This window comes from Gluconobacter sp. P1D12_c (genome assembly GCF_018812105.1).
In the GTDB taxonomy this organism is placed as follows: Bacteria; Pseudomonadota; Alphaproteobacteria; order Acetobacterales; family Acetobacteraceae; genus Gluconobacter; species Gluconobacter oxydans_A.
This window is the reverse complement of the sequence record NZ_JACSIQ010000004.1, coordinates 73153-96289: the sequence shown is the minus strand read 5'-3', so window position 1 is coordinate 96289 and position 23137 is coordinate 73153. Positions and strand designations below refer to the sequence as shown.

Below are 23137 nucleotides of genomic sequence, written 5' to 3'. Positions count from 1 at the left end.
CTCAGTCGTTCATTGGATAGGACGCCAGCAGACGGCGTTGCTTGCGCCAGGAGTGCAGCATTCCGAATGCGCCTGATGTCTTCCATCCACGGGCCTTGTTGGCAGCGCCGATGAGGAAGGTCTGGTGATAGTGTGAGAACTGCGCCCGATATGCTTCCCACAGGGTTGTGCGGCGGTCCCAGATATGGATTGCTTCGGAGCCGACACCGTTAATTTCGATAATGCGAAGGCCTTCTCCGCGCTGCAGGGCTTCAACCGACGGAACCTTCACGTCTACACGGCCGAAATAGAAGTCCGGGACGTCTTTCATGATGGCGTCCAGGCGCGCGGTCAGCTCTGGGGTGGTATCAGCCCGGCCATCGCGAAAGACAGACCCTTTGCAGTGATTGCCAGCAAACACGAGGGGTAGAACTTCCCCTTCTGCCAGAACGGACTTTTCCCGACCCGCCAGACGCGGAAGATAGATTTGCGGAACCTGACCCATGCGAGGATCGCTCATGATGAGTTCTTCGATGGTAGAATGTCCGTCGCCAGTAAGAACCGGGGCTTCCTTGTATGTTACCGACGTGATGCGGCCTTGCTGTTGATCGGGGTGGCGGATGTAAAACAGGCCGGCTTCGACAGGATAGTCGATGAGTTCCTGCACCATCAGGTCAACGTCGTTCGGGAACTGAGGAAGAACGTTTTCGAGTTGCTCCCGGGAGCGGACGAGTTTCACGCCTGTTCCGTTGCAGCCAATATCGGGTTTGACCACCACCGGAAATGATAGCTCCTTCCGTTCCATCGCGGCCAGCGCACGATCCAGCGCGCCCATGCCACTCGCAAAAACAGCGTAAGGAGCAATAGCCTCCTGGGCGATTGGGCCAGCCATGTCGAGAATGGAAGACTTGCTCTCTCCGCAAAGACCCCCGGTCTCGATGCGCGGATTGGCGGCCGTCGGAATGCTGAGATCCCGGTACTTCAGGCCCATTGCGATCCAGTACAGGACGATGGGCGTGTAAAAGATGGAACCGGGCCAGAACTCGAAAAGCGAGAGGGGATTTTGTTCAGTCTCTGTCTTGGACATTCGGTTACTGGCTCACGGTCTGGATACGGGCGATCAGGCGCCCGACAACAACAATACACAGAACAAATCCCGCCAGTCCGGCCCAGCGCCAGCCTCCCTGATGCGCCAGAAGCCAGCCGCCAATGCGCATGGCCAGCAGGAACAGTAGTGTTGTCCACACAAGGGTGGCGAGCACTGCTGTCAGGGCAAAGCGCAGGAACGGTGCGTGGAAGAAGCCACAGGCAGTGTAGAGTGGGAGGCGCGCGCCGGGCACGAAGCGGGAGATGGCGACGATGCGGATGACGTTCTTGGAAAACCAGTCCTGCGTTCGTTCCTGCTTGGGAAGCGTCAGGAAACGGCGAAGACGGGGCCAGCGTGCACCAGCGGCCCCAAGGCCATATAGCCCGAGATCACCGATTGCGACGCCAAACCAGAGTGCTCCTAGGGCCAGGGCGATGCTGACATGCCCCGCACGCGCAGCCACTCCGGAAAGAACGGTTGCCACGTCTTCGAGGATAAAGGTCCCCACAATGATGCTGACTGCTTTCAGCCAGGCAGGCTGTGACGCCAGGGCGGGGCCAATGGCTATCATGCCGCGGGATGTTCCATGATCATGGAACGTTGATGTCGCATGTCAGCGCGCTGGCGACAATCTCACGCCGGGCGTTTTGACCGGAGAATGCTCGAAAGGTTTTGCGGAAGACTGGTAGGGAGCATCACAGGTTGCTAGCGTGCGCTTAAAATGAACCACCCTCTGGGGGCTGATATTCCCGTGCTTAAAAGACGTCATCTTCTTGCTGCCTTTTCCTCTGTTGCCGGAGCGGCTGCGATGGGGATCCGCTCTGCTGAAGCTCAGGACTACGGTGCATTTCTCGCCAGCGTCCGATCGCAGGCACTGGCGCAGGGGCTTTCTGCCAGCATCGTCTCCCGTGCTCTGGCTTTGACGCGAGAACCCAATGCCAAGGTTCTCAAGCTCGATCGGCATCAGCCGGAGTTCACCCTGACATGGGCGCAGTATCGTGATCGCGTGCTGCCGGAGTCGCGTTTTCAGAAGGGCCGGACTGTCTATTCGGGCGTAGAGAACGTCATGGCACCTGTCAGTGAACGCTTTGGGTGTGACGATCGGGGCGTGATGGGGATCTGGGGTCTCGAGTCGGGTTTTGGTGCGCATACCGGCACTTTCTCTGTCGTGGATGCCCTTGCGACTCTGGCATTCGATGGACGGCGTTCAACGTTCTTCCGTGGGGAGCTGATGAAGGCCCTCCAGATCCTGAATGATGGTGATATCGCACCGGAAGCCATGATGGGCAGCTATGCCGGTGCCATGGGGCAGGCTCAGTTTATGCCGAGCGCGTATCTGCGGTATGCGGCTGATGGTGATGGTGACGGCAAGCGTAATATCTGGACGTCCCAGCCCGATGTGTTTGCGTCTATCGCGAACTATCTCGGGAAATGCGGTTGGCAGCCTTACGAGCCATGGGGCCAGGAAGTCACACTGGCCAGCGCGTTAGATAAAAGTGAGATTGGCCGGACCAATACCAAGTCGCTGGCAGAGTGGATGTCTCGCGGCGTGCGGCGGGCAGATGGTGAGCGTTTCTCCCGTACGGACGTAAAAGGCGCGATTGTGCAGCCAGATGGTCCGGGGACGCAGGCCTTCATGGTTTACCATAATTTCAACGTGATCCGTCGTTACAACCCGTCTGATTATTACGCGCTGGGCGTAGGTCTTCTGGGAACCGGCATTGTTTCTCCGTAATTTCGCGCCACTTCTGGCGTTCTTGCCCCTGGTTGGGGCGTGTCATCAGGATGATGAGCCTGCTATTGCGCCGCATCCCCACTATGAACTGGGGAATGCGTGGCACGGCCCGCAGGGTTGGTTTTATCCCAATGAGCAGTTCGACTATCGGGCAACGGGTCTTGCGACACGTGAGGCGCCGTTACATGGGCAACTGGCTTCTGACGGAGAGGCTTGGTCTTCGGGTGGAATGACCGGGTCACACCAAACCCTTCAACTGCCGTCGATTGTGACTGTCCGAAATCTGCTGAATGGGCGGGTGGTTCGGATCCGGCTGACCCGACGAGGGCCAGAAAGTGCAGGGCGCGTTGTCGCGTTGTCCCCCAAGGCCGCAGATATGCTGGGCATGACGTCTGATACGCCTGTTGAGATTGTTGAAGACGAAACCGCGAGCCGTTCCGTTATGGAGGGACTGACGGGTGCGCCGCATCTGGACGTCCAGTCTGCTCCGGTTGGGGAAGTTCGCGCAGAGTCGCTTGATGGTAGCGCTTCGAAAAAAGTCTATGGCAGCGACTCGTCTGTGGGTGGCCAACCGTCTGCTGCGCTTACGCCGTTGCCTGTAACGTGGTCTCAGGGGATGACAGGTCCACAGGGGCTATATGTTCTTCTTGGAAAATTTTCCGGGCATGGGGCCGCCGCAAGTGTGGCTGTGCGCTGTTCCGGCGAGGTTCAGCGTGTGCCAGATGGAGCAGGGTTGGACTGGCGCGTAAGGTCCGGACCCTATACCGATACCGCCCAGGCCGATGCGGCACTGGACCGGACCCATGCGTGCGGGGTAGAGGGCGCGCGGATCATTGTGGAATGACGGCCGTGACAAAGGCCGAACAACTGGGGACGAACGTGCGGACTAGACGCTCTCTTTTCGGTGGTGTTGCGGGCTTTGCAGCCTGTGCTTCTTTTGGCGGGCCGCTGAGTGCGTTGGCACGCCCCCACCATCATGCTGCAGCTCATGCAAAAGCCGCTGCTTCTGACGTGTCGGCAGCTCCGGTAGGGACGCCTGCCAATACGCCGATTGGTCCGTTCGATACTGTTGCGCGTTGGGCTTACATTGTAGATTCCACCACAGGTGCAGTTCTGCTGGATAAATCTGCAGATGAGCGGATGGCACCATCGTCCCTGACGAAAATGATGACGGCTTATATCGTGTTCGGCATGCTGGCGACCGGACGTCTGCACCTGGAGCAGGGGCTCCCGGTCAGTGAGAAAGCCTGGCGGACGCAGGGTTCCAAGATGTTCGTGCCGCTGGGCGAGAGCGTACTTGTCTCTGAACTGATCCAGGGCATGGTCATTCAGTCAGGCAATGACGCTTGCGTTGTGCTCGCAGAAGGGATCGCTGGCTCTGAAGAGCGCTTCGTCGCCATGATGAACGAGGAAGCTCCGAAGATCGGATTGACGAATTCGCACTTCATGAACGTGACAGGTCTGCCCGCTGAAGGGCATTACATGTCCGCGCATGACGTCGCGACCGTAGCCATGCATCTGATCCGTGACTTCCCGCAATATTACCATTTCTTCGGTGAGACGGAATTCACGTTCAACAAGATCCGTCAGGGCAACCGTAACGTTCTGGTCGACAAGGGACTGGCTGATGGCCTGAAGACGGGTCATACCGATGCTGGTGGGTTTGGTCTCTGTGCCAGCTCCAGCCGGAACGGAAATCGCGTGATTGTCGTGATTAACGGGACAGCGTCCAGCAATGAGCGCGCGCATGAAGGTGAACGCCTCATGTCCTGGGCGTTTGCAAACTTCGAAAATGCCACGTTGTTCCGCAAGGGGCAGGTTGTCGATCATGCGCCGGTCTGGATGGGTGAACACAAGGCTGTACCGCTTGTCGCGGGTGCTGACATTGTGATGACCATGCCGGTGGGCTGGCAGCAGCGCTCCCATATTGCAGTGGATTATGCGTCACCAGTGATCGCACCGGTCGTTGAAGGTCAGGCCTGTGGCGCGATCGTAATTTCAGCGCCGGGCATGGGTGATATTCGTGTGCCGCTTCAGGCGGGTGCATCTGTCGCAAAACTCGGACTGGTTGGACGTGCAATGGCGCGCCTTGGTCATGGCCCTGCAAATTAAAAACGGTTTGTTCGTTACGCTGGAAGGTGGCGAGGGCGCGGGGAAATCCACGCAGGCGCGCCTTCTGGCAGATCACATTCGTGGGCTAGGGTACGAAGCCATTCTGACGCGTGAACCGGGCGGAACGCCGGGCGCAGAAGCAATCCGGCATCTTCTGCTGTTTGGAGAAGAAGAGCTGTCCTGGCGGGCAGAGGTGCTGGCTCATATGGCAGCCCGCTGTGACCATCTGGATAATCTCATTCTTCCGGCTCTTCAGCGCGGCGCAGTCGTGGTCTGCGATCGGTTCCATGATTCGACACTGGCTTATCAGGGCTACGGTGTTGGGCGAGGATCAACGGAACGTCTGAACTTCATTACTGGCGCGCGACGTCTTGTCGGGCGAGAGCCGGATTTGACATTGCTGCTTGAACTGCCACGCGAACAGGCGCTGGAGCGGCTGGAGAGCCGCGGAGGCCGGACAGACCGATACGAAGGACAGGCTGAGGTTTTTCATCAGCGTGTGCTTTCTGGCTTCGATGCGATTGCCAAGGCAGAACCGGAGCGCGTGAAGCGTATTAACGCCGGCCGGACTCCTGAAGCTGTTAGCCGATCCCTTCTGGATGCTGTGTCGGAGAAGCTCGGTCATACGGCGTGCGCGTCTGACGCGTGACGGATCCACGGCATACATTCGACCTGCGAGGCCACGAAGCGGCTGAAGAGACGTTTCGTGCTGCCCTTGCATCTGGGCGTTTACATCATGCATGGCTGATTTCCGGTCCCGCCGGGATTGGAAAGGCGACGCTCGCGTTCCGGCTGGCGCGGATACTGCTGAATGGAGAAGATCCAGCATCTGCAGCCGCACGGCGCATTACGGCTGGGACGCACGGAGATCTTTTGGAAATCTCCCGTGCTATGGACGAGAAAAAAGGCCGTTTGCGGGGAGAAATTACCGCTGCAGATGTGCGGCCCGTGCAATCCTTCCTGCACCACACAGCCACGGAAGGTGGCTGGCGTGTCGTGATCGTGGACGGCGCAGAATATCTGAACCGTTTTGCAGCAAATGCGCTTCTGAAAATTCTTGAAGAGCCGCCTCCGAAAGCTATCCTGCTGCTGACAACCGCGTCTCCGGGACGGCTGCTTCCGACTATCCGCAGCAGATGTCGCGCGCTTGCCCTTTCGCCTCTGCCTGACGCGGATATGCGCGTTCTGGTTCCTGACGTTCCGGAGGATGTTCTTGCACGGTCTCATGGTTCTCCTGGGCGCGCATTGTTTCTTGCTCAGGATCGGGATGGAGCGATTGCTGCGTTTGTGGCGGAAATACTGGCAGGGAAGACGCTTACGGCTGATATGCTTCCTTTCATTGACCGGATTGCCCGTGAGACGGAAGGTTTCGCATTGCTCTGTGATTTGCTAGGCGAGGGACTGGCAGACCGTGCACGCTCGGCAGCACGACGTGGCGACCTGCCTGTTGCTGATTCTTCTGCCCGTCAGTGTTCGGAACTTGATACACTGAGGCGGCAGACAGACGGTTTTAATCTGGACAAGGCCCAGGCCATCCGTCAGGCAGTGGAACTCGCTGCCGGAACGTGAATGGCTCAGGCATGACAAGACGAGTGGACATGACGCGGCGCTTCACCATTACAACTCCGATTTTCTACGTGAACGGCGCTCCGCATATCGGGCATGCCTATACGTCCATCGCGGCGGACGTTCTGGCCCGGTTTCATCGCCTGAATGGTGAAGACGTTCTGTTCGTCAGCGGCACGGATGAGCACGGCCAGAAGGTCGAGCAGACCGCGACCGCTCAGGGCATGGAAACGCAGGCCTATGCCGACAAGATTTCTGCGTCTTTCCGCCAGATGCAGCAGGACATGGCGATCTCCACGGATGAGTTCATCCGCACGACGGATGAGCGCCACAAGGTTGCTGCAAGTGCGCTGTGGGAAAAAGTTGCGGCCAATGGTCACATCTATCTCGGCGCGTATGAAGGCTGGTACTCCACACGCGATGAAGCGTTCATTGGTGAAGATGAGCTGGTCAAGAAGCCAGATGGCACGATGGTTGCGCCATCCGGTGCGCCGGTAGAGCGCGTCAAGGAGCCGTCCTACTTCTTCAAACTGTCCGAGTTTCAGGACCGTCTGCTGAAGCTGTATGAAGCCAATCCCGAGTTTATTGGTCCGCATGGACCGCGTCGGGAAATCGAGAGCTTCGTGAAGCAGGGGCTGAGGGATCTTTCCGTCAGTCGCACCAGTTTCAAATGGGGCATTCCGGTTCCGAACGATCCGGATCACGTCATGTATGTCTGGTTCGATGCGCTCGCCAACTATCTGACGGCTGTGGGCTACCCGGATCTGAATGATCCGCGTGCGAAGTTCTGGCCGGCTGACCTGCATATTGTTGGCAAGGAAATCGCCCGCTTCCATTGCGTGTACTGGCCCGCGTTCCTGATGGCTGCGGGCATTGAGCTGCCGAAAAGCGTCTTCGCCCATGGCTGGTGGACGGTCGAAGGCGAGAAGATGAGCAAGTCTCTCGGCAACGTTCTGGACCCGAAGGCGCTGGCTGATGAGTTTGGTCTGGATGCACTGCGGTTCTTCCTGATGCGAGAAGTGCCGTTTGGTGGTGATTCAAACTTCAGCCGTCGTTCGATGATTACGCGCACAAACGTCGAACTTGCGAACGATCTCGGCAATCTGTGCCAGCGGACGCTGAGCCTCGTGGCGCGCAATCTTGGTGGCGTTGTCCCGGAACGCGGGCCACAAACGGAAGACGATCTGGCCATTCTGGCCACGGCGCAGCTTTTGCCGTCTCTGATGAGCGAGCAGATCGAGCGCAAAGCCATTACGGATGCGCTTGAGGAAGTCTGGAAGATCATCCGTGCGGCCAATTCGTACATTGACCGTCAGGCTCCCTGGGCGCTGAAGAAGACTGATCCAGAGCGGATGGCGCATGTTCTGCGTGTGTTGCTGGATGTGATCCGTGCGATTGCGACGATGCTTCAGCCATATATGCCCAACACGATGGACAAGATGCTGACCCAACTTGGTGTGGAAGAGAACGAGCGCACATTCGCCGCTCTTGAAACGCCGCTTCCAGGTGGTCGCACCTTGCCGAAGCCGGAAGGGCTGTTCCCGCGCTTCGTCGTCGAGGACGCAGAATGACGGGACTGATCGACAGTCATTGCCATCTTGATCGTCTGGACGATGTCCCCGCTGCACTTGATGTTGCGCGTGAGGCTGGTCTGGCTGGCATGATTACGATCGGGACGCGCTTTTCACAGGCAGAGACCCAGATTGGTCTGACGCGCTTTGACGCGCCAGACCTTCGCGTCTGGTGTGCCATCGGCACGCATCCGGATCATGTGGGTGAAGAGCGTCTTCCTTCTGTGGAAGAGCTGGTTCAGAAAGCTGAGCCATCCTGCGTGGTGGCTATTGGTGAATCCGGGCTGGATTATTTCCACAGTGGAGATGAGGCGAAACCGGCGCAGCACGCTGCATTTCGCACGCATATTGCGGCGGCTCGTGAGACAGGTTTGCCGGTCGTCATTCATACGCGACAGGCAGACGACGATACGATCGCCATTTTGCGCGAAGAGAGCGGGAAGGGCGCGTTTCCTTTTCTGATTCACTGCTTTGCCTCGGGGCCCAAGCTCGCTGAGGCTGCGCTCGAACTCGGGGGCTATATCAGCTTCTCCGGGCTTCTGACGTTTCCGAAATGTGAGGAAATCCGGGACGTTGCGCGGATCGTTCCTGAGGATCGGCTGCTGGTTGAAACAGACAGTCCGTTTCTTGCGCCCGTTCCAAAGCGCGGTAAGCCGAATACGCCGGGATATGTGGCCCACACAGCTGCGCGACTGGCGCAGGAGCGGGGGATTTCCGCTGAAAAAATCGCGGATATCACTACCGAAAACGTACATCGCCTTTTTGCAAGGACACGCCTGTGAAAGTCACAATCCTTGGATGTGGAGGTTCTGCTGGCGTGCCAATGCTGGGCGGTCAGAACGGCTCACAAACGGGGATCTGGGGGCACTGCAATCCGCAGAACCCCAAGAACAGGCGTACGCGTTCTTCGATTGTTGTTGAAGGTGAGGGCGGGTTTCGGCTTCTGGTTGATTCCGGGCCGGACTTCCGCTCTCAAATGCTGAATTGTGGCCTGAGCCACATTGATGCAGTGCTCTACACGCACCCGCATAGTGACCATATCGCAGGACTTGATGATCTGCGGGCCATCAACCGTGTGATTGATAAACCACTTCCGCTTTTGGCCGCGCAAAGCACTTTGGAAGAGCTTCGGCAGCGGTTTGCCTATGCGTTTGCGCCTTGGAAAGGCCCGGATTTTTATCGTCCAGTTTTCAATGAGCAGGTTGTTACGGCTGGCGAAGACGTCGATTTTCCCGGTCTGGAAGGGCGTATTTTCGAGCAGCGACATGGGCGGATCACGTCTCTGGGGCTGCGGTTTGGAAAATTTGCCTATTCCACGGATGTGGAAACATTGTCCGAAGACGCTCTGACGCTTCTGGATGGCGTGGATACGTGGGTTGTGGATTGCTTCCAATATGAACCGCATCCAGCTCATGCCTGGCTGGAACGTGTACTGGAATGGCGCACGAAAATCAGGGCAGGGCGGACAATCCTGACTCATATGGGCACGGATATGGATTACGACATTCTATGCCAGACACTGCCGCCGGATGTGCGTCCGGCTTATGACGGAATGGTTCTGACGTTCTGAAAAAACCGGGCAGGGTGGTCTGCCCGGTTTTTCCGGGCTCAGAAGGTGATCATCGCGCCCGCTGACATGGTGTGATCGCTCTCATGGTTCGGGCCATGAGCATCGGATTCCGTATGGGCATATTCACCCACAAGGAACATCCAGTCTGTCAGTGTGTAATAAAGTGCCCCGACTTCGGACTGATTGCGACGGACCAGCGATGGATTGTCTTCGCCTGCAGCCTGATAAAGATTGCTGACACCATAGCTGCCAACCAGCTTCAGGCGTGGCAGAATCTTGTAGGAGGCCTGAACGTAGTAGCCTTCCGAGTTTCGCTTGCGGCCGGACTGGGAAATGCCGTCAAACAGCAGGCCGGTCGTGCCCAAACCATTACCGTAATAGTAATAAGCCACGCCTTCAAACGGTCCCCGGGAGAGCTTGACGCCAACATCGCCCGCAGCGACGGTCGCGCCTTTGCGGCTGTCTGTACCCAGGGTTGAGCTTGTCAGGTTCTGGACGTGCTGGGTCAGGAAGCTGGCCCAGAGGCGTGTGGTGAAACCTGCAATTTTTGCGTCGTAGGTAACTTTACCCTGAACCATTGGCGAGCTGTGCTGCGTGCTTGTCGCAGACAGTCCACCGCCAGCATAGTTGAATGGATCCAGAGGCGTCATGATGCCGACAGATCCCTGAAGACCATGCCATTTGGGGGAAATATAGGTGATCTGTGGGAGCCAGTCCGTGTAGACGTAACCTACACCGATGCGGCCCAGAGACGTATTGGCCGGGTTGGCATTGCTGCCCGTGCTGCCGACACTCAGCAGTGTTGCATCATTCAGAATGGCATCAGATGCGAACAGGGCAATGTCACGACCGATCTTGATCGTACCAAGTCTGTCGGTGCCAGCTGTCATGTACACCTGACGGAAATCAACGCCCGCTGTTCCGAGGCCCACGGGGCTGCCACCGGAGTTGGCGTTGAACGCGCCGACATCTGCGTTGTTCAGTCCCGGATACATTCCGAAGACGGCGCCAAGCTTGATGCCATCCTGAACCGTATTCAGCTTCAGGATGAGGCCACCGGGAAGCAGGCCGTTTCTGACGGATGAGGAATCAAATCCACTGGAGCCGGTGGAGACGCCACCGGCGACGGGCTTGCCGCCACCAGGGCTGTTATACGTGTAAAATCCGTTGACGAAGCCTGAGAGATTGATCTCGATCTGGCCGGCCTGAACGGTTACGCCTTTGCCTGCGACATAAGGTTTGACGCGCACAACACTGTCTGGATCGTAGCTCGCGCGCGCCTGGCGGAGCATGGAACGTGTGTCACGTGCATCAGCCGCAGCTTCACTGGCTGCACGGCGTGCAGCCTGAGCAGCAGCGATGGTTGTGACGTCGGGGGGCTCAAGGCTGCCATCATATTGAGTTGGATTGTAGCGGCGGTACCGGTTGCGTTTTGTCGGAGGGCTTGAGGTGCCATCCTGGTTCGAGGATGCCTCGGATCGGGTGTGTCGCAGATGGTGTGCCAGAAGGCTGTTATATTCTCCGTGTGTCAGACTGCCTTTGGCCCGGAGGATATCCAGAAGTTCGGTGTAATCGTCGGCGTGTGCGGTTGCAGGAAGAACCGTGAGAGACCCAACAGAAAAAACGCAGCTCAGAAAAGCAATCTGGCGCAATGAAAGGCGTGGCATGCAACAACCGCTCCAGCGGAGGATCCGGTTCACGACAATGGGTTCGTTCACCAGAAGAATTGAACTTCGTTTCACGTTAGCGCCAAAAATGACATTCTTCGCAACAAGTCATCGTGTATCACGGATATGTGAGTTTTCCGGCTGTTTTTGATATATAAGTTGGCATAATATATATTATACGACATGTGTGTGAAGCAAAATATGGAGCCTCTTCCGCATTTGCAGACCCAGCATCGGAGACTAAAATCTGCTTATTCTCCACGGTTTTGGCCTGTTTTGGCGTTCTTTGCATTGAGTTAAGTGATTAATGGCATTTTGCCACTCTGCCTGATGTTTGTGGCTTTTTGACATGTCGTCGAGTGAGAATTTTCGTTTAGTGGCAAAATGCCATGGCAGCTGATCGCAAATTGTTGATGGCATTTTGCCATAAATTTTTGAGCCTCTTTACCCATGGTCTGATTGGCCTTTACCCATGGTCTCTCCTCTCTTCAGGCTGTGAGACTGCTTTGACCGAAGTGATTCCGAACGACCCTGTGGTCGATGCCGTGAAAGTGCCGTCTTCCAGGGATTTGTTTGGGCATCCCAGAGGGCTTTGGGTCCTGGTGCTGACTGAAGGCTGCGTAGCATTCTCGCTTTACGGCATGCAGGCCATTCTGGTGCTCTATCTGGCGGACTACCTGCTCCAACCCGGGCATGTGGACCATGTGCTGGGTATGAGCGCGTTAAAGTCTTTCCTTGGCGCGCTTTACGCACCAGTCGGGACACAGGCTACGGCAGGTGCGATTACCGGCCTTTTTCTGGCGCTGATTTACGCAACCCCTCTTCTCGGCGGTATCGTCGCTGACCGGTTTCTCGGTCGAACCCGGACAATTCTCCTCGGTGCGATCCTTATGACGGTCGGGCATGTTCTCATGTCTTTTGACTGGAGTTTTGTCATCGCCATCACCACGCTTTTGTTAGGGCTTGGAGCGGCTGGTGGTCTACGCGCGCAGGTTGGCGCTCTTTATGTACTGGACGATCCACGACGCTCAGAGGCCTATCAGATCTATTCGTTGGGTGTTCAGGCTGCGGTCATCGCAGCTCCTGCCCTATGCGCTTATCTTGCCATCAAGGTCTGGCACTGGGGCTTTCTGGCAGCCAGTCTAGGGATGCTGACGGGGCTTTTCGTCTATATGCTGGGCAGGCGCTGGTTACCGGAGGACGGCAATTCCAAAGCAATCGCCCCTCGCCCATCTTTGACCCCTGCGGAAAAGAAAACAACAGTTCTGCTTTTGGCGCTTTTGCCAGTTCTGGCTCTGAGTGCCCTGCCAAATTCTGAAATTTTCGATGGTTATTTGTTATGGGGTCGTGAGCATTACCAACTGACACTTCTGGGGCACCCGTTTCCGGTCAGCAGTCTTGTGTCGCTGGATGGTCTGGTCAGTACTGTTTGTACGATTTCTGTTCTTGGTTTCTGGAAGCTGTACAATCGCCGACGTCCCGATCCCGCGGAAATTACAAAGGTTGCAATTGGGGCGTTCGTCGCATCTTGTGCCCCGCTCATCCTTGCCCTGGCATCATGGCTGTACCCTGCGCCACACCAGGTCAGTCTGTTATGGGGCATTGCTTTTCATACGATCAACGATATCGGCTTCAGCATGAGCTACGCGATCGGTATGGCGTTATATTCTCGTGCTGCTCCTGCGAGCCTTAATACTATCCTTGTCGCCTGCTTCACCCTGCATCTCTTTCTGGCGAACCTGATGATCGGAAAGCTTTCAACCCTGATTGGCCATGTCGGGGATGTTCCCTTCTGGCTCATTCATAGTGGGGCCTGCCTTCTGGCCGCATTTATTCTGATGGGATGTGCTTTCTTTTGGCGGGACCTTTTGGCCCCACAAAAGAAGGTTATCTAATGTCGGGTCTAGGGGCTCAGGAAGATGCTATTCCCTTGAGTCCCTGGGCCGGGGCAAGCCTGACACCTTCTGCCGTTTTGACCACGTACGGGTCCAGCAGGCCGTCTGCGCGCTTGTTGCTGCGGGCGATGATGAGGCGTTGGACAATTGGATAATCGGTGATCAGCTTCTCGAATACCGGCTTGGGAATTGCCAGAAGATGGCTGAACTGAAGTGAACGGACCGTGCCTGGTAGCCGCTCTCCACGGATCACGGAGGCAGCGCCGATCAGGTCTCCGCTGCCAAACAGGATTTCACGCTCAGGAAGATGAACTTCGGCAAGGCCTGCGACCTGTGCGTAGACAATCCTTGCCTTCTGACCGCGCTTGAAAAGAACTTCTCCCGGAGAAACAAATCGCATGGCAACTTTGCGGGAAAGGGTGTGAAGAACGCTGTCGGGTACGCCATTGAAGGCAGGAAAAGCTCGCAGCCGCTGTTCAATGCCGCTCTTGAGATTAAAGCGCAGAGGAGCTTCAAGCCGGGCGCTCCGGCGTTCAATATCCCGGTGTAGTTCCCGATGCAGCTCCTCGGAAATGAGATTGTCAGCCTGAAGAGCATCATATTCTTCGTCTTCCAGGCGGAGCGCGATCTGACGAAGAATACGGCTTTCGAGAGCTTCCGAGTAACCGGAATAATGCAGGCGGAGTGTCTCCAGAGCATCGTCCAGAAGCTTGCGCTGACGACCCAGAACCTCGGACACGATTTCCGTAATACGCGGGCCGAGGGTTGGCTCCATGCGCTGCCTCACAAAGCGCTGTAACGACAGTGACACGAGATGCGCGATGATCAGCATCTCGAAGCGTTCCATCATCGCGTACATCAGAGGTTCGTCGAAATGGAAGCGGCTGTGCAGTTCTTGGGCAACCCGGAACCTCACCGGCGGCTGTAGTCGGCGCTTTAGGGCGCGGACATAGCCATAGCGTCCTTCGAGACGAGCGCCATCGGCCATGGCTTCAGCCGTCCGCAGAAGCGTTTCCATGACACGACGCGACAGTCCCTGAATGCGAAACAGGTCCAGCAGAAGAGAGCGTTCCTGATTGGCAATCGTGATGAGCGCGATATTGACGCGAGCGCGGTCACTCAGGGCAGATTCAAAGTTATTGGCCGCCCTCTCCTTTTCAGCGCGCTTCTCGATCCGGCTGATGACACCAATGCGCGTCTGTTCGCTAAAGCCCAGCTCATCAGACATCACGCGCGTCCGTTCCGCGACTTCACCAAGGCCGATCCCGAGGATCTGCTGGCGGATTGCCTGATCGATTGGTGACAGTTGATCAAGCTTCAGGAACAGGACGAGTGAACGCAGGGTCGTCCCGTTAACCAGTAGGGTAATCAGCACGAAGCCTGTCGCGATGATACCGATGAAATGCGCCACGGGGCTTGAGACGCTCTGATTTTCGGTCACGGCCAGCGCGAGCGCCAGAGTAATGGCGCCACGAAGTCCGCCCCAGACCATGGTAGCCTTGAAAGGCGTTGGGACAGGAGGCGAAAGCTTCGTGAACGCAAGGATCGGCAGCATACCGAACACAACGGCACCGCGCGCGACCAAGCCTGCTACGCTTGCGATCAGGATGAGCACACAGTCCCATTTGGTCATGCCAATCAGGAGGCGTGGAACCAGCATGGAGGCAAGCAGGAATACCAGAGAGCCTGCCCAGAAAACGAGCTGCTGCCATAGCTCGTTCAGAAAGCGCCAGACTTGCGGACGGAAGGTGGAAGGTCCGTAAGCTGAGACTGTCAGGCCGGCTGCTGCCGTGGCGACAACGCCGGAGAAGCCGAGCATTTCGTCACAGAGAATATAGACCGTGTATGGCAGAGCGAGCGTCAGGGTGATTTCTGCTGCCGGTGCGCCGCCCAGGCCCGCAATAAGCAGCAGGGTCAAGCGGCCAAGACAGACGCCGACAACAATGGCGCCACCAAAAGCGGACGCAAAATCAACGACCGCCTCACCGAGATGGATGTGCCGGTGGGAGGTGACGGAGGCCAGCAGAATTGCGAAAATCGCAATCGCGGCAGCATCGTTCAGGAGCGCCTCACCTTCAACAAGGCGCGTCAAACGTGATGCCGCGCCGATCTCCCGGAAAATTCCTGCCACGGCTGATGGATCAGTCGTGGCGACAATGGACCCGAGGAGAAGGCAGACCACCAGGCTTTGATTGGCGAAGGGGTAAAGCGCCAGACCAATGGTGGCTGTGGAAACCACAACCGCCACAACCGCCAGCAGAAGCACTGTCGCCGTTTCATGGGCCAGACGACGAACATCAATTCCCATGGCACCCTGGAACACCAGAATGGGCAGGAAGATCAACAGGAAGGCCTCACTGTTGATCGGGAAATAGATCAGGGCTTCGGCGGCGCCATCCAGCAGGTCCGTTGCGGAGGAACGAACAACAAGAGACGCAGCGCCACCCAGAACGATGCCAGCAAGGGCCAGCAGAACCGTTTCGGAAATCTCAAGCCGTTTGGCCAGAGGCTGAATGATGCTGACGAGCGTGAGCAGGAACGCAATCGCGAGAAGAACGGCTGCAAGGCCTGTCACCATCATTGTATTCCGTACTCCCTTGGTTCGAAAACCATCCTAGAGACGGTTGCCGCCCCACGATAGCTCTGTCTTGCAAATTATGTGTCAGCGGCGGCAAGCCACTGTCTGACCTGGCTTTCCGGGTCTTCGGCGCGAATGAAATCGCTTACGGCGGCAACGCTGTCTGCCCCTGCCTTCAGGCAGGACGGCAGCCGATCAAGCGTGATGCCACCAATGGCAACCAGAGGGACATCGCCGCTGAGTTCACGCCACTCGGTCAAGCGCTCAACACCTTGCGGACCAAACGCCATTTTCTTCAGTTTCGTTTCCCAGATCGGACCGAGTGCAACGTAATCGGGCTTGCAGGCCAAAGCACGCTGCAGTTCTTCATGGCTATGGGTCGAGATGCCGAGGCGAATACCCGTCTGGCGGATGGCCTCAAGGTCTGCGGTCTCAAGATCTTCCTGCCCCAGATGCAGCCACTCATAGCCAAGTTCGATTGCCAGCTCCCAATAATCGTTCAGCACAAGGGCGACATTATGGCGGGCGGCCAGTTCCTGGGCAGTTTCAGCCTGTGCCCGGATTTCTTCCGACGGCATGTCCTTGAGGCGCAACTGAATGAAACGCGCGCCTGCTCCGCCGAGGCGTTCGACCCAACGAGGATGATCAACAACGGGATAGATTTTCGAAGGCAGACGGGACATTTACAGCATTTCTCCACCGAGGCTGCGGGCCAGACCGAGGGTCGGGGTCGAGGGCACCGCCATATCGCGTTCTTCCATAGGGTCTGCAGCAAATCCGGCAAGCCCGGCTTCGCACGCCAGACGAAACGCGGTGGCCATCTGGGCCGGGTTTCCTGCTTTGGCGACGGCCGTGTTGATCAGAACGGCATCGTATCCGAGCTCAAAAGCTGCCGTGGCATGAGAGGGCTTTCCAATGCCGGCATCCACGACCATGGGGATGTCCGGGAAATGGCTGCGCAATGCGCGGAGGCCGAAGAGATTGTTCAACCCCCTGCCCGAACCAATTGGTGCGCCCCATGGCATCAGCACCTCAGCACCCGCACGGAGCAACCGTTCTGCCACAACCAGATCTTCCGTTGTGTATGGAAAGACCTTGAAGCCATCTTCCGTCAGGATGCGTGTGGCCTCGACCAGCCCAAAGACATCGGGCTGAAGCAGGTCTCCCTGGCCAATCACTTCCAGCTTGATCCAGTCCGTTCCGAAAACGTCCCGGGCCATCTGTGCGGTAGTGACCGCTTCCCGCACCCCATGACAGCCTGCGGTGTTAGGGAGAATGGGGACGTTCAGGCTCTGGATCAAAGACCAGAATGCCTGTCCTGCCTGAGCGCCCGCAGCTTCGCGACGCAAAGACACGGTTACAACACCAGCCTGAGCAGCTTTTACCGCGTCTGCGAGAATAGCGGGGCTGTCATATTGGGCTGTGCCCAGCATCAGTCTTGAAGAGAGTTCAGTGCCGTAGAACTGCATGTCAGCCTCCCTGCATGGGGGCAAGAATTTCGAGCACGGCGCCCTCTTCCACTGTTTGTGCACTCCGCTGGGTGGCTGGAATGAAAAAACCGTTCAGGGCCGTCGCGACACGCGCCTTGCCGTAGCCCAGTTCATCAAGGACCGCGCCAAGTGTTCGCGCATGAACTTCATGGAGTTCGTCATTCACGGTGATCTGCATGATGTCTCTCCCATCCAGGGGTATAAGAGGAAGAAAGGGTCTCAGGCCCGATCCGTTCCGAAAATGATGTCACAGACTTCTTGTGCACGCGCTGGCGAAAGCAGGAAACCGTGACGATACATGCCATTGAGGGAGATGCTCTTCCCGTTCTGCCTCACCCGTGGAACATTGTCAGGATAGGCGGGTCTGAGGCCAGCATTAGCCTCCAGAAGTTCGGCTTCCGCGAAAGCAGGATGCAGCGTATAGGCCGCATTGAGCAGTTCGGTCACGGCACGCACCGTAATGCCGCGCGTATCATCACTCTCGACCATAGTGGCCCCGACCATGAAGACGCTGTCTGCCCTCGGTACAATATAGACCGGAATGCGCGGATGCAGCATGCGGACAGGTCGGTGAAGGCTGATTTCCGGGCAGCGCAGCAAAACCATCTCCCCGCGCATGCCTCGAAGGTCATTTTGCATGGTCCGTGCCGCTACGCCCGTACAGTCCACAACCCAGTCGAATTCATCATCGTTAATCGCCTGAACTGTCAGGACTTGGCCACCTTGTTGCTTGAGGCGTTGAGCAAGAGCCAGCAGGGCCTTGCGAGGATCGACATGCCCTTCTTCCGCAAAGAACAACGCCTTATCGAAGCGGCCTGCCAGATCTGGCTCCAGCGTATCAATCTGGGAGGCGTTGAGGATTTCGAAGTGACTGGTGCGGCGTCCAAAGCGGTTTAACTCTGGTGTATCGCGAGGTGGCGCGACGACAAGACTGCCCGCCTGCACAACGTCTGGAACGTGGGATTTCCACCAATCGAGCGACGTTAAACTGTCCTGAGTGACCTCGTCTGGTGCTGATTCTGCTTCACACCAGGGTGCCAGCATGCCGCCCGCAAACCACGAGGCACCAGCGCCAACGCGGCCGCCGATGTCATGAACTGTGACGTGCGCGCCGTGTTCCGCCAAAGCCACAGCAGTGACCATTCCGGCTACGCCAGCCCCTCGAACCAGAATGCGAGGTCCAGTCATCCATGTCCTCCTCGTAAAAGCGGGACGTGTTTAACATGGCTTGACTGTTTGGTCAGGAGGCGCGCACGGGGAGATGATCGGCAGGGTACAGAAAGATCGTATAGCGCCCTTCCGTCAGACGTTTGGCCGGAGTGCCAAATGTTCGCAGCGCCTCAGCTTCCCCGAAGGTTTCTTCCGGGTGTGGGATCAGGACGAAAAAGGCTTTTCCATTAAAGCTATGCCAATCCATTTTCTTGCGAATGTGCACGAACGGCGCAACCGTGCCGTCTCCCTGCTTCATCCCGGGGTAAATGTGTATTTTTCCGAGAGAGGCCACTTCCAGATTGCCGGAACTCCACCAGGAACCCACACCATCCGGAGGGAGATCGCGCTCAAGTCGGCTGAGAAGCTGGTTATCATCGGAACTTAGAAGGCCAGTCGAATGCGCTGGGAGGTTCCGGTAATCTGTAATGAGGGTAACGACCAAGATCATGGCTGCCAGACTCACGGTTACGCCTTTCTTCGGCCAGACAAGCGCTGTGAGGCAGGCCAGATCAATCCAAAGCGGAAAAAGATACCGCGCGACAGCAATGGGGCTCCCATCCAGAGCGATGCGGTTGCTGAGAGAGAGCGCCACGAAATTCAGGGCTGCGGACAGAAGCAGCATCATGGGGAATGCGGCAATCTGGCGCTGGCTCTGCCATCCTGATCGGGCAATCTTGAAAGCTGCAGCAAGAGCAAGGGCAACGAGAAGAAGCCGGAGGCATTCCGGTATCGTGGATGCTACGGCCTGCCCAGAGGGTTCTGCTCCATAGAGAAGAAGAATGGAGCGAACGGATGTCCCGAAGTTGCTGCCCAGTTGTTCCCACGGCGCAAAGCGGGTTTCCAACGGCTCCGTGACAAAGCCGCCGGTCACGGCATTGATGTGCAGAATGGCTTTGGCCAACACGGTGCCTGCCATGGATGCGAGGATCAAAAGCCCACGTTGGCGAAGAGCAAAGTGCTGAGCCAGAAAAGCGTAGGCGATGATCGCCCCCGCTCCTGTCACTGCGAGTAACGGGTCTCCAATCACCCCGAGGCACAGTATCACTGCGACGGCCGCCAGTGACCGGTAGGAGCCCGATGAGAGAAACCGGTCAGCCCAGTGAAGTGCCCAAAGACCGTAAATCAGCGCGCCCATATGGATCGCAGACAGCGTGATGAAATACGCCATCGGAGAGCGCATCAGGGGAAAGGCAAGCACTGGCAGAAGGAGGGTCGCTGCGCCGAGGCGTTCCTCAATGCCTCGCAAGCGCAGAAAAACCACCGAGAAAGCTGACGCGACAACGCCGACCCATAGGATTGCGGGTTGCACCATCAGAAGAAATGGGCTGCCTGCCGGTCTGCCTAACAGGTGCCATAGTCCACTCAGGAGGGCGCTGAGAGGGATATCGGACGTCCAGAAATCCGGCGGGGTCAGAACCCAGTCATGCAGGCGCCAGTTTCCATGCAGTACATCCAGTCCGGCAAGGAAATAGGACGCCTGATCCGATGTCTTGGGCCACAGCGAACAGACGTAAACCGCTAGAACGAGATAAAGCGTTAGCCCTATGACCGAGGCAATAAAATAGCCGCTTCTAAAAGAAAAATTTCCAAGAAATATTTTTGATATCATTGAGTTGAGAAGACTTTCTCATTTTTTATCCGAAAGTGAGATGCAAGTATTTCGACTGGATGAGCAGGCCGCCGTCCCGCAAGACGCTTTGCCTGGCAACGACAGGAGAAACCGGTTGCCAGAATATTGCCTTCCGCCTTGCTGGCCCAGTTCTGGGCAAAAATGCTGGCGGACAGATCGGCGTGTTCCTTCTCATGGCCGAACAGGCCAGCCATCCCGCAGCAACCAGCTTTGCCCGCATGTGCCTGAACGCCGAGGTGTTGCAGAACGGTGCTCCAGTCCTCAGCACTTCCCGGACGTACAGCCTGCTCTGTGCAATGTGAGATGATGGTCAATGCTGCTGTGTCAGGTTTTACCGCATTTGAAGGTATGATGCCCTTGGTGATCTGGCGTTTCAGGAAGGCTTCCAGTGGAAGTACGGTTGGGATGGCTTCCGACCCTGCGACATCCCGATATTCCTGTTCAAACATCAGACCTGTAGCGGCATCCAGAGAAATAACGGGTACGCCGTGACGAGCGATATTCTTGAGCTGCTTCAGGGTCTTGCGAGCAGTGGCTGAGAAGCCTTTACGAAATCCTCGTACATGCCTGGCCTTGCCATTATCCCAAACGGACGTGACGCGCGGGTCCATCCCAAGAGATTTGAGAAGCGTATATGCGCTTTCGATGACACCACCATCGAAGCTTCCCGTAAACGAGTCTTGGATCAGAACAACGGACCGGTCATTGTTTCCTGCTTGTTCAAGCCATTCGGTGCTGACCTGCGTGATTTTGGGCAGTCTCGCGGGGCTGATCTTCGGAAGATCGACAAGCCCCAGCTGCTTGAGAAACACAGTCGAGATCGGGTTCTGCATCAGAATATTGGCGAGCGTCGGCATCTGTCGACCGACTTTCAGGAGAGGCTCGAGCCAATACACGAGATAGTCCCTTACCGGGCGGCGATGCTTGAGGAAGTAGAGGTCCAGAAACTTTGACCGCATGGATGGAATGTCCACCCGGATCGGACATTGCGTGGCACAGGCCTTACAGGACAGGCATGTGTCCAGACTGGCTTTGAGCTCGGCTGTCATCTCGGGAAGCGCACTTTTGTCAGCGGCGGTATCTGGGAGCGAATTCAGTCGCGCCCAGCTTCGCAGCAAGGTCGCTCGGCCCTTAGGTGATTGAAGCCTGTCCTTGGTAGCCTTGTAAGACGGGCACATGGCCATGTCAGGTTCGCGATTATAGCAGGCCCCATTTCCATTGCAGCTCACGGAGAGGCTGAAGTCATCTCGCAGATCTGAGGAAATCTGCTCGTCAAACTGACCTTTGAACGGAATGCCGTCTATCCGTTCTACTGGATACTTGACGCCAACGGGCGCAAGCTTTCCGCGATTAAAAATATCTTTGGGATCAAAGACTTCTTTAATGCGGCAGAGCTCTGCGAAGAGTGTCTCCCCAAAGAAAAGAGGTGAAAATTCTCCGCGGTAACCCCTCCCATGCTCCCCCCACAACAACCCACCATGGCGTTTGGTCAGGTTGGCCACGGCATCGGAGATCGGGCGGATCAGGGCTCGATCATGTTCGGACAGCATATCCAGAAAAGGACGGACATGCAGGCAGCCAACATCGGCATGCCCAAACATGCCGTAAGACAATCCATATCCGTCGAGAATGGCCCGGAACTCAGACACATAATCAGCTAGGGCTTCCGGTGGAACGGCTGTGTCTTCGACAAAAGCCACGCCCTGTTTGCGGCCATCCGGACGGCCGAGAAGCCCTACGGATTTTTCACGCAGAGTCCAGAGCTGGTTGATGATCGACTGATCAGAAACGGGTTTATAATCAATAACTTCGTAAGGGGAGCTTTCAAGAAGGGTGACGGCTTCCTGCATCTGTTGATGGAGATGGTCTTCGTCATCTCCAACGAACTCAACAAAACTCATCCCCCGCACGGGTTGCTCAGAACGGGCACCAAGAACGCTTTCCAGGGATTGCCAGACAATATCCTGTGACGCTTTCTCCAGCACACGGTCATCCAGCACTTCTACTGCCGAAGGATTGGCAGGAAGAATGGTCTGGACGTCTCGAAGGGTGCTGTCGAAACTGGCGTAGCGCACGACGAGAAGCTGACGATATTTCGGAAGCTTCCGAACACGCAGCACAACACGCTTCGTTAGGGCCAGTGTTCCCTCTGAACCCGCCAGCAGGCGAGCCAGACTGAACTGGCCGTTCTCAAGAAGAACGTTTTCGAGGTTATAACCCGTCAGTCCTCGGTTCATGTCTGGGAAAACCCGGCGGATTTCGTTCGCCTGCTCGGTCACTACGCGGTACACTTCGCGATAGACCCGCGCAGAGAGATCGCTACCGGTCTTCTTGTGCTCAAGAGCGTCGCTGGTCAGTTTTTCAACAGAGAGATTACTGCCATCCGACAGCACCACATCCATGGTCTCAATGTAGTCGGATGTGCGGCCGTAAATGCGAGAGCCCTTGCCTGAAGCGTCGGTCGCAATCATTCCGCCGATCGTGGCACGGGTCGCAGTTGAAACTGTAGGCGGGAAAAAATAACCATGGGGCTTGAGAAAGGCATTAAGTCTGGCCAGAACAACGCCGGGTTCGACGGTTACGTGCCCAGTGTCAGGGTCAAAATCCAGAATGCGATCCAGATATCGGGCCACATCAACGACAATCCCTGCAGTCAGGGATTGACCGTTGGTTCCTGTGCCGCCTCCACGCATGGCGAGTGTGAGAGAGCCGTCTTCTGCCGCACGCACGGCACGGTTCAGGTCTTCAGCTGTTCGGGGGTAGATGACGGCCAGTGGAAGGCGCTGGTAAATGCTGTTGTCTGTCGCTCCGACTAATCGGGCAGACACCTGAGGTGTGACATCACCCTCAAAGCCTTCGGCAGCCAGTCTGGCGAGGAAAACATCGCGGATGTGCAATTCAGATGCGGCAAGATAGAGGCCGGACCGTCCGGCCACACCTGTCAGATCTGCATCGCCACCCATGTTCGTTTCTCCCCGGTCGTATAGCGTGTTGGAAGACTATCCTCGACGAAATGAAGCGTCTTGGAAAGCCTTCCTTACGGAA

At 56.9% G+C, this 23137-nt stretch carries 19 protein-coding genes; 9 read left to right on the top strand and 10 right to left on the bottom strand.

All coding sequences use genetic code 11. The annotated features are described in order from the left end of the window. Position 1 precedes the first annotated feature (1 nt). Both KP705_RS05850 and KP705_RS05845 read right to left on the bottom strand, forming a co-directional pair. Entirely contained in the window at positions 2 to 1066 is a 1065-nt protein-coding gene (locus tag KP705_RS05850; protein WP_215764175.1) for an ATP-grasp domain-containing protein, read from the bottom strand. Between the two features lie 4 nt (positions 1067 to 1070). After that, the gene (locus tag KP705_RS05845; protein WP_064273192.1) at positions 1071 to 1637 is read right to left on the bottom strand and encodes a DedA family protein; all 567 of its coding nucleotides are present in this window, start codon (positions 1635 to 1637) and stop codon (positions 1071 to 1073) included. Between the two features lie 180 nt (positions 1638 to 1817). Between KP705_RS05845 and KP705_RS05840 the strand changes: the two genes are divergently transcribed. From KP705_RS05840 to KP705_RS05805, 8 genes are read left to right on the top strand one after another with little or no spacing between them, the layout of a single operon-like run. Then, complete coding sequence (locus KP705_RS05840) at positions 1818 to 2801, top strand: lytic transglycosylase domain-containing protein (RefSeq protein ID WP_215764174.1); 984 nt, start codon at positions 1818 to 1820, stop codon at positions 2799 to 2801. Continuing rightward, entirely contained in the window at positions 2788 to 3645 is an 858-nt protein-coding gene (locus KP705_RS05835) for a septal ring lytic transglycosylase RlpA family protein (protein ID WP_215764173.1), read from the top strand. Before KP705_RS05840 ends, KP705_RS05835 begins: the two co-directional genes overlap by 14 nt. After that, the gene (locus KP705_RS05830) at positions 3642 to 4913 is read left to right on the top strand and encodes a D-alanyl-D-alanine carboxypeptidase family protein (RefSeq protein ID WP_211513667.1); all 1272 of its coding nucleotides are present in this window, start codon (positions 3642 to 3644) and stop codon (positions 4911 to 4913) included. The genes KP705_RS05835 and KP705_RS05830 overlap by 4 nt, the downstream gene beginning before the upstream one ends. After that, complete coding sequence (gene tmk / locus KP705_RS05825) at positions 4897 to 5562, top strand: dTMP kinase (RefSeq protein WP_046901488.1); 666 nt, start codon at positions 4897 to 4899, stop codon at positions 5560 to 5562. Before KP705_RS05830 ends, tmk begins: the two co-directional genes overlap by 17 nt. Next, positions 5559 to 6482 carry a DNA polymerase III subunit delta' gene (locus KP705_RS05820; protein ID WP_046901489.1) on the top strand — a complete coding sequence of 308 codons (924 nt, stop codon included), beginning with the start codon at positions 5559 to 5561 and terminating at the stop codon, positions 6480 to 6482. Before tmk ends, KP705_RS05820 begins: the two co-directional genes overlap by 4 nt. A 29-nt stretch (positions 6483 to 6511) precedes the next feature. After that, positions 6512 to 8050 carry a methionine--tRNA ligase gene (metG, locus tag KP705_RS05815; RefSeq protein ID WP_215764172.1) on the top strand — a complete coding sequence of 513 codons (1539 nt, stop codon included), beginning with the start codon at positions 6512 to 6514 and terminating at the stop codon, positions 8048 to 8050. Further along, positions 8047 to 8832: a TatD family hydrolase gene (locus tag KP705_RS05810; RefSeq protein WP_046901491.1), complete on the top strand. Its 786-nt coding sequence runs from the start codon at positions 8047 to 8049 to the stop codon at positions 8830 to 8832. The genes metG and KP705_RS05810 overlap by 4 nt, the downstream gene beginning before the upstream one ends. Beyond that, positions 8829 to 9620 (top strand): MBL fold metallo-hydrolase, encoded by a 792-nt coding sequence (locus KP705_RS05805; RefSeq protein WP_046901492.1) that lies wholly within the window; start codon positions 8829 to 8831, stop codon positions 9618 to 9620. The genes KP705_RS05810 and KP705_RS05805 overlap by 4 nt, the downstream gene beginning before the upstream one ends. A gap of 38 nt (positions 9621 to 9658) precedes the next feature. On the opposite strand, the gene KP705_RS05800 is transcribed toward KP705_RS05805, so the two are convergent. After that, entirely contained in the window at positions 9659 to 11287 is a 1629-nt protein-coding gene (locus KP705_RS05800; protein ID WP_064273197.1) for a hypothetical protein, read from the bottom strand. Between the two features lie 515 nt (positions 11288 to 11802). Here KP705_RS05800 and KP705_RS05795 point away from each other — a divergent pair. Continuing rightward, entirely contained in the window at positions 11803 to 13182 is a 1380-nt protein-coding gene (locus KP705_RS05795) for an MFS transporter (RefSeq protein WP_308267192.1), read from the top strand. Positions 13183 to 13198: 16 nt separating this feature from the next. Here KP705_RS05795 and KP705_RS05790 read toward each other — a convergent pair whose 3' ends face one another. From KP705_RS05790 to KP705_RS05760, 7 genes are all read right to left on the bottom strand, one after another. Continuing rightward, positions 13199 to 15763, bottom strand: a complete 2565-nt coding sequence (locus KP705_RS05790) for a cation:proton antiporter (protein ID WP_064273200.1) — start codon at positions 15761 to 15763, stop codon at positions 13199 to 13201. Between the two features lie 74 nt (positions 15764 to 15837). Next, complete coding sequence (locus KP705_RS05785) at positions 15838 to 16443, bottom strand: thiamine phosphate synthase (RefSeq protein WP_046901495.1); 606 nt, start codon at positions 16441 to 16443, stop codon at positions 15838 to 15840. Continuing rightward, the gene (locus KP705_RS05780) at positions 16444 to 17229 is read right to left on the bottom strand and encodes a thiazole synthase (RefSeq protein WP_046901496.1); all 786 of its coding nucleotides are present in this window, start codon (positions 17227 to 17229) and stop codon (positions 16444 to 16446) included. 1 nt (position 17230) lies between these two features. Then, positions 17231 to 17428, bottom strand: coding sequence for a sulfur carrier protein ThiS (gene thiS / locus KP705_RS05775; protein WP_046901497.1), 198 nt, complete (start codon positions 17426 to 17428; stop codon positions 17231 to 17233). A 41-nt stretch (positions 17429 to 17469) separates the two neighbouring features. Then, complete coding sequence (gene thiO, locus KP705_RS05770) at positions 17470 to 18438, bottom strand: glycine oxidase ThiO (protein WP_046901498.1); 969 nt, start codon at positions 18436 to 18438, stop codon at positions 17470 to 17472. A 52-nt stretch (positions 18439 to 18490) separates the two neighbouring features. After that, positions 18491 to 20071 carry a hypothetical protein gene (locus tag KP705_RS05765; protein ID WP_046901499.1) on the bottom strand — a complete coding sequence of 527 codons (1581 nt, stop codon included), beginning with the start codon at positions 20069 to 20071 and terminating at the stop codon, positions 18491 to 18493. Beyond that, entirely contained in the window at positions 20068 to 23055 is a 2988-nt protein-coding gene (locus tag KP705_RS05760; protein WP_215764171.1) for an FAD-binding and (Fe-S)-binding domain-containing protein, read from the bottom strand. Before KP705_RS05760 ends, KP705_RS05765 begins: the two co-directional genes overlap by 4 nt. Positions 23056 to 23137 lie beyond the last annotated feature (82 nt).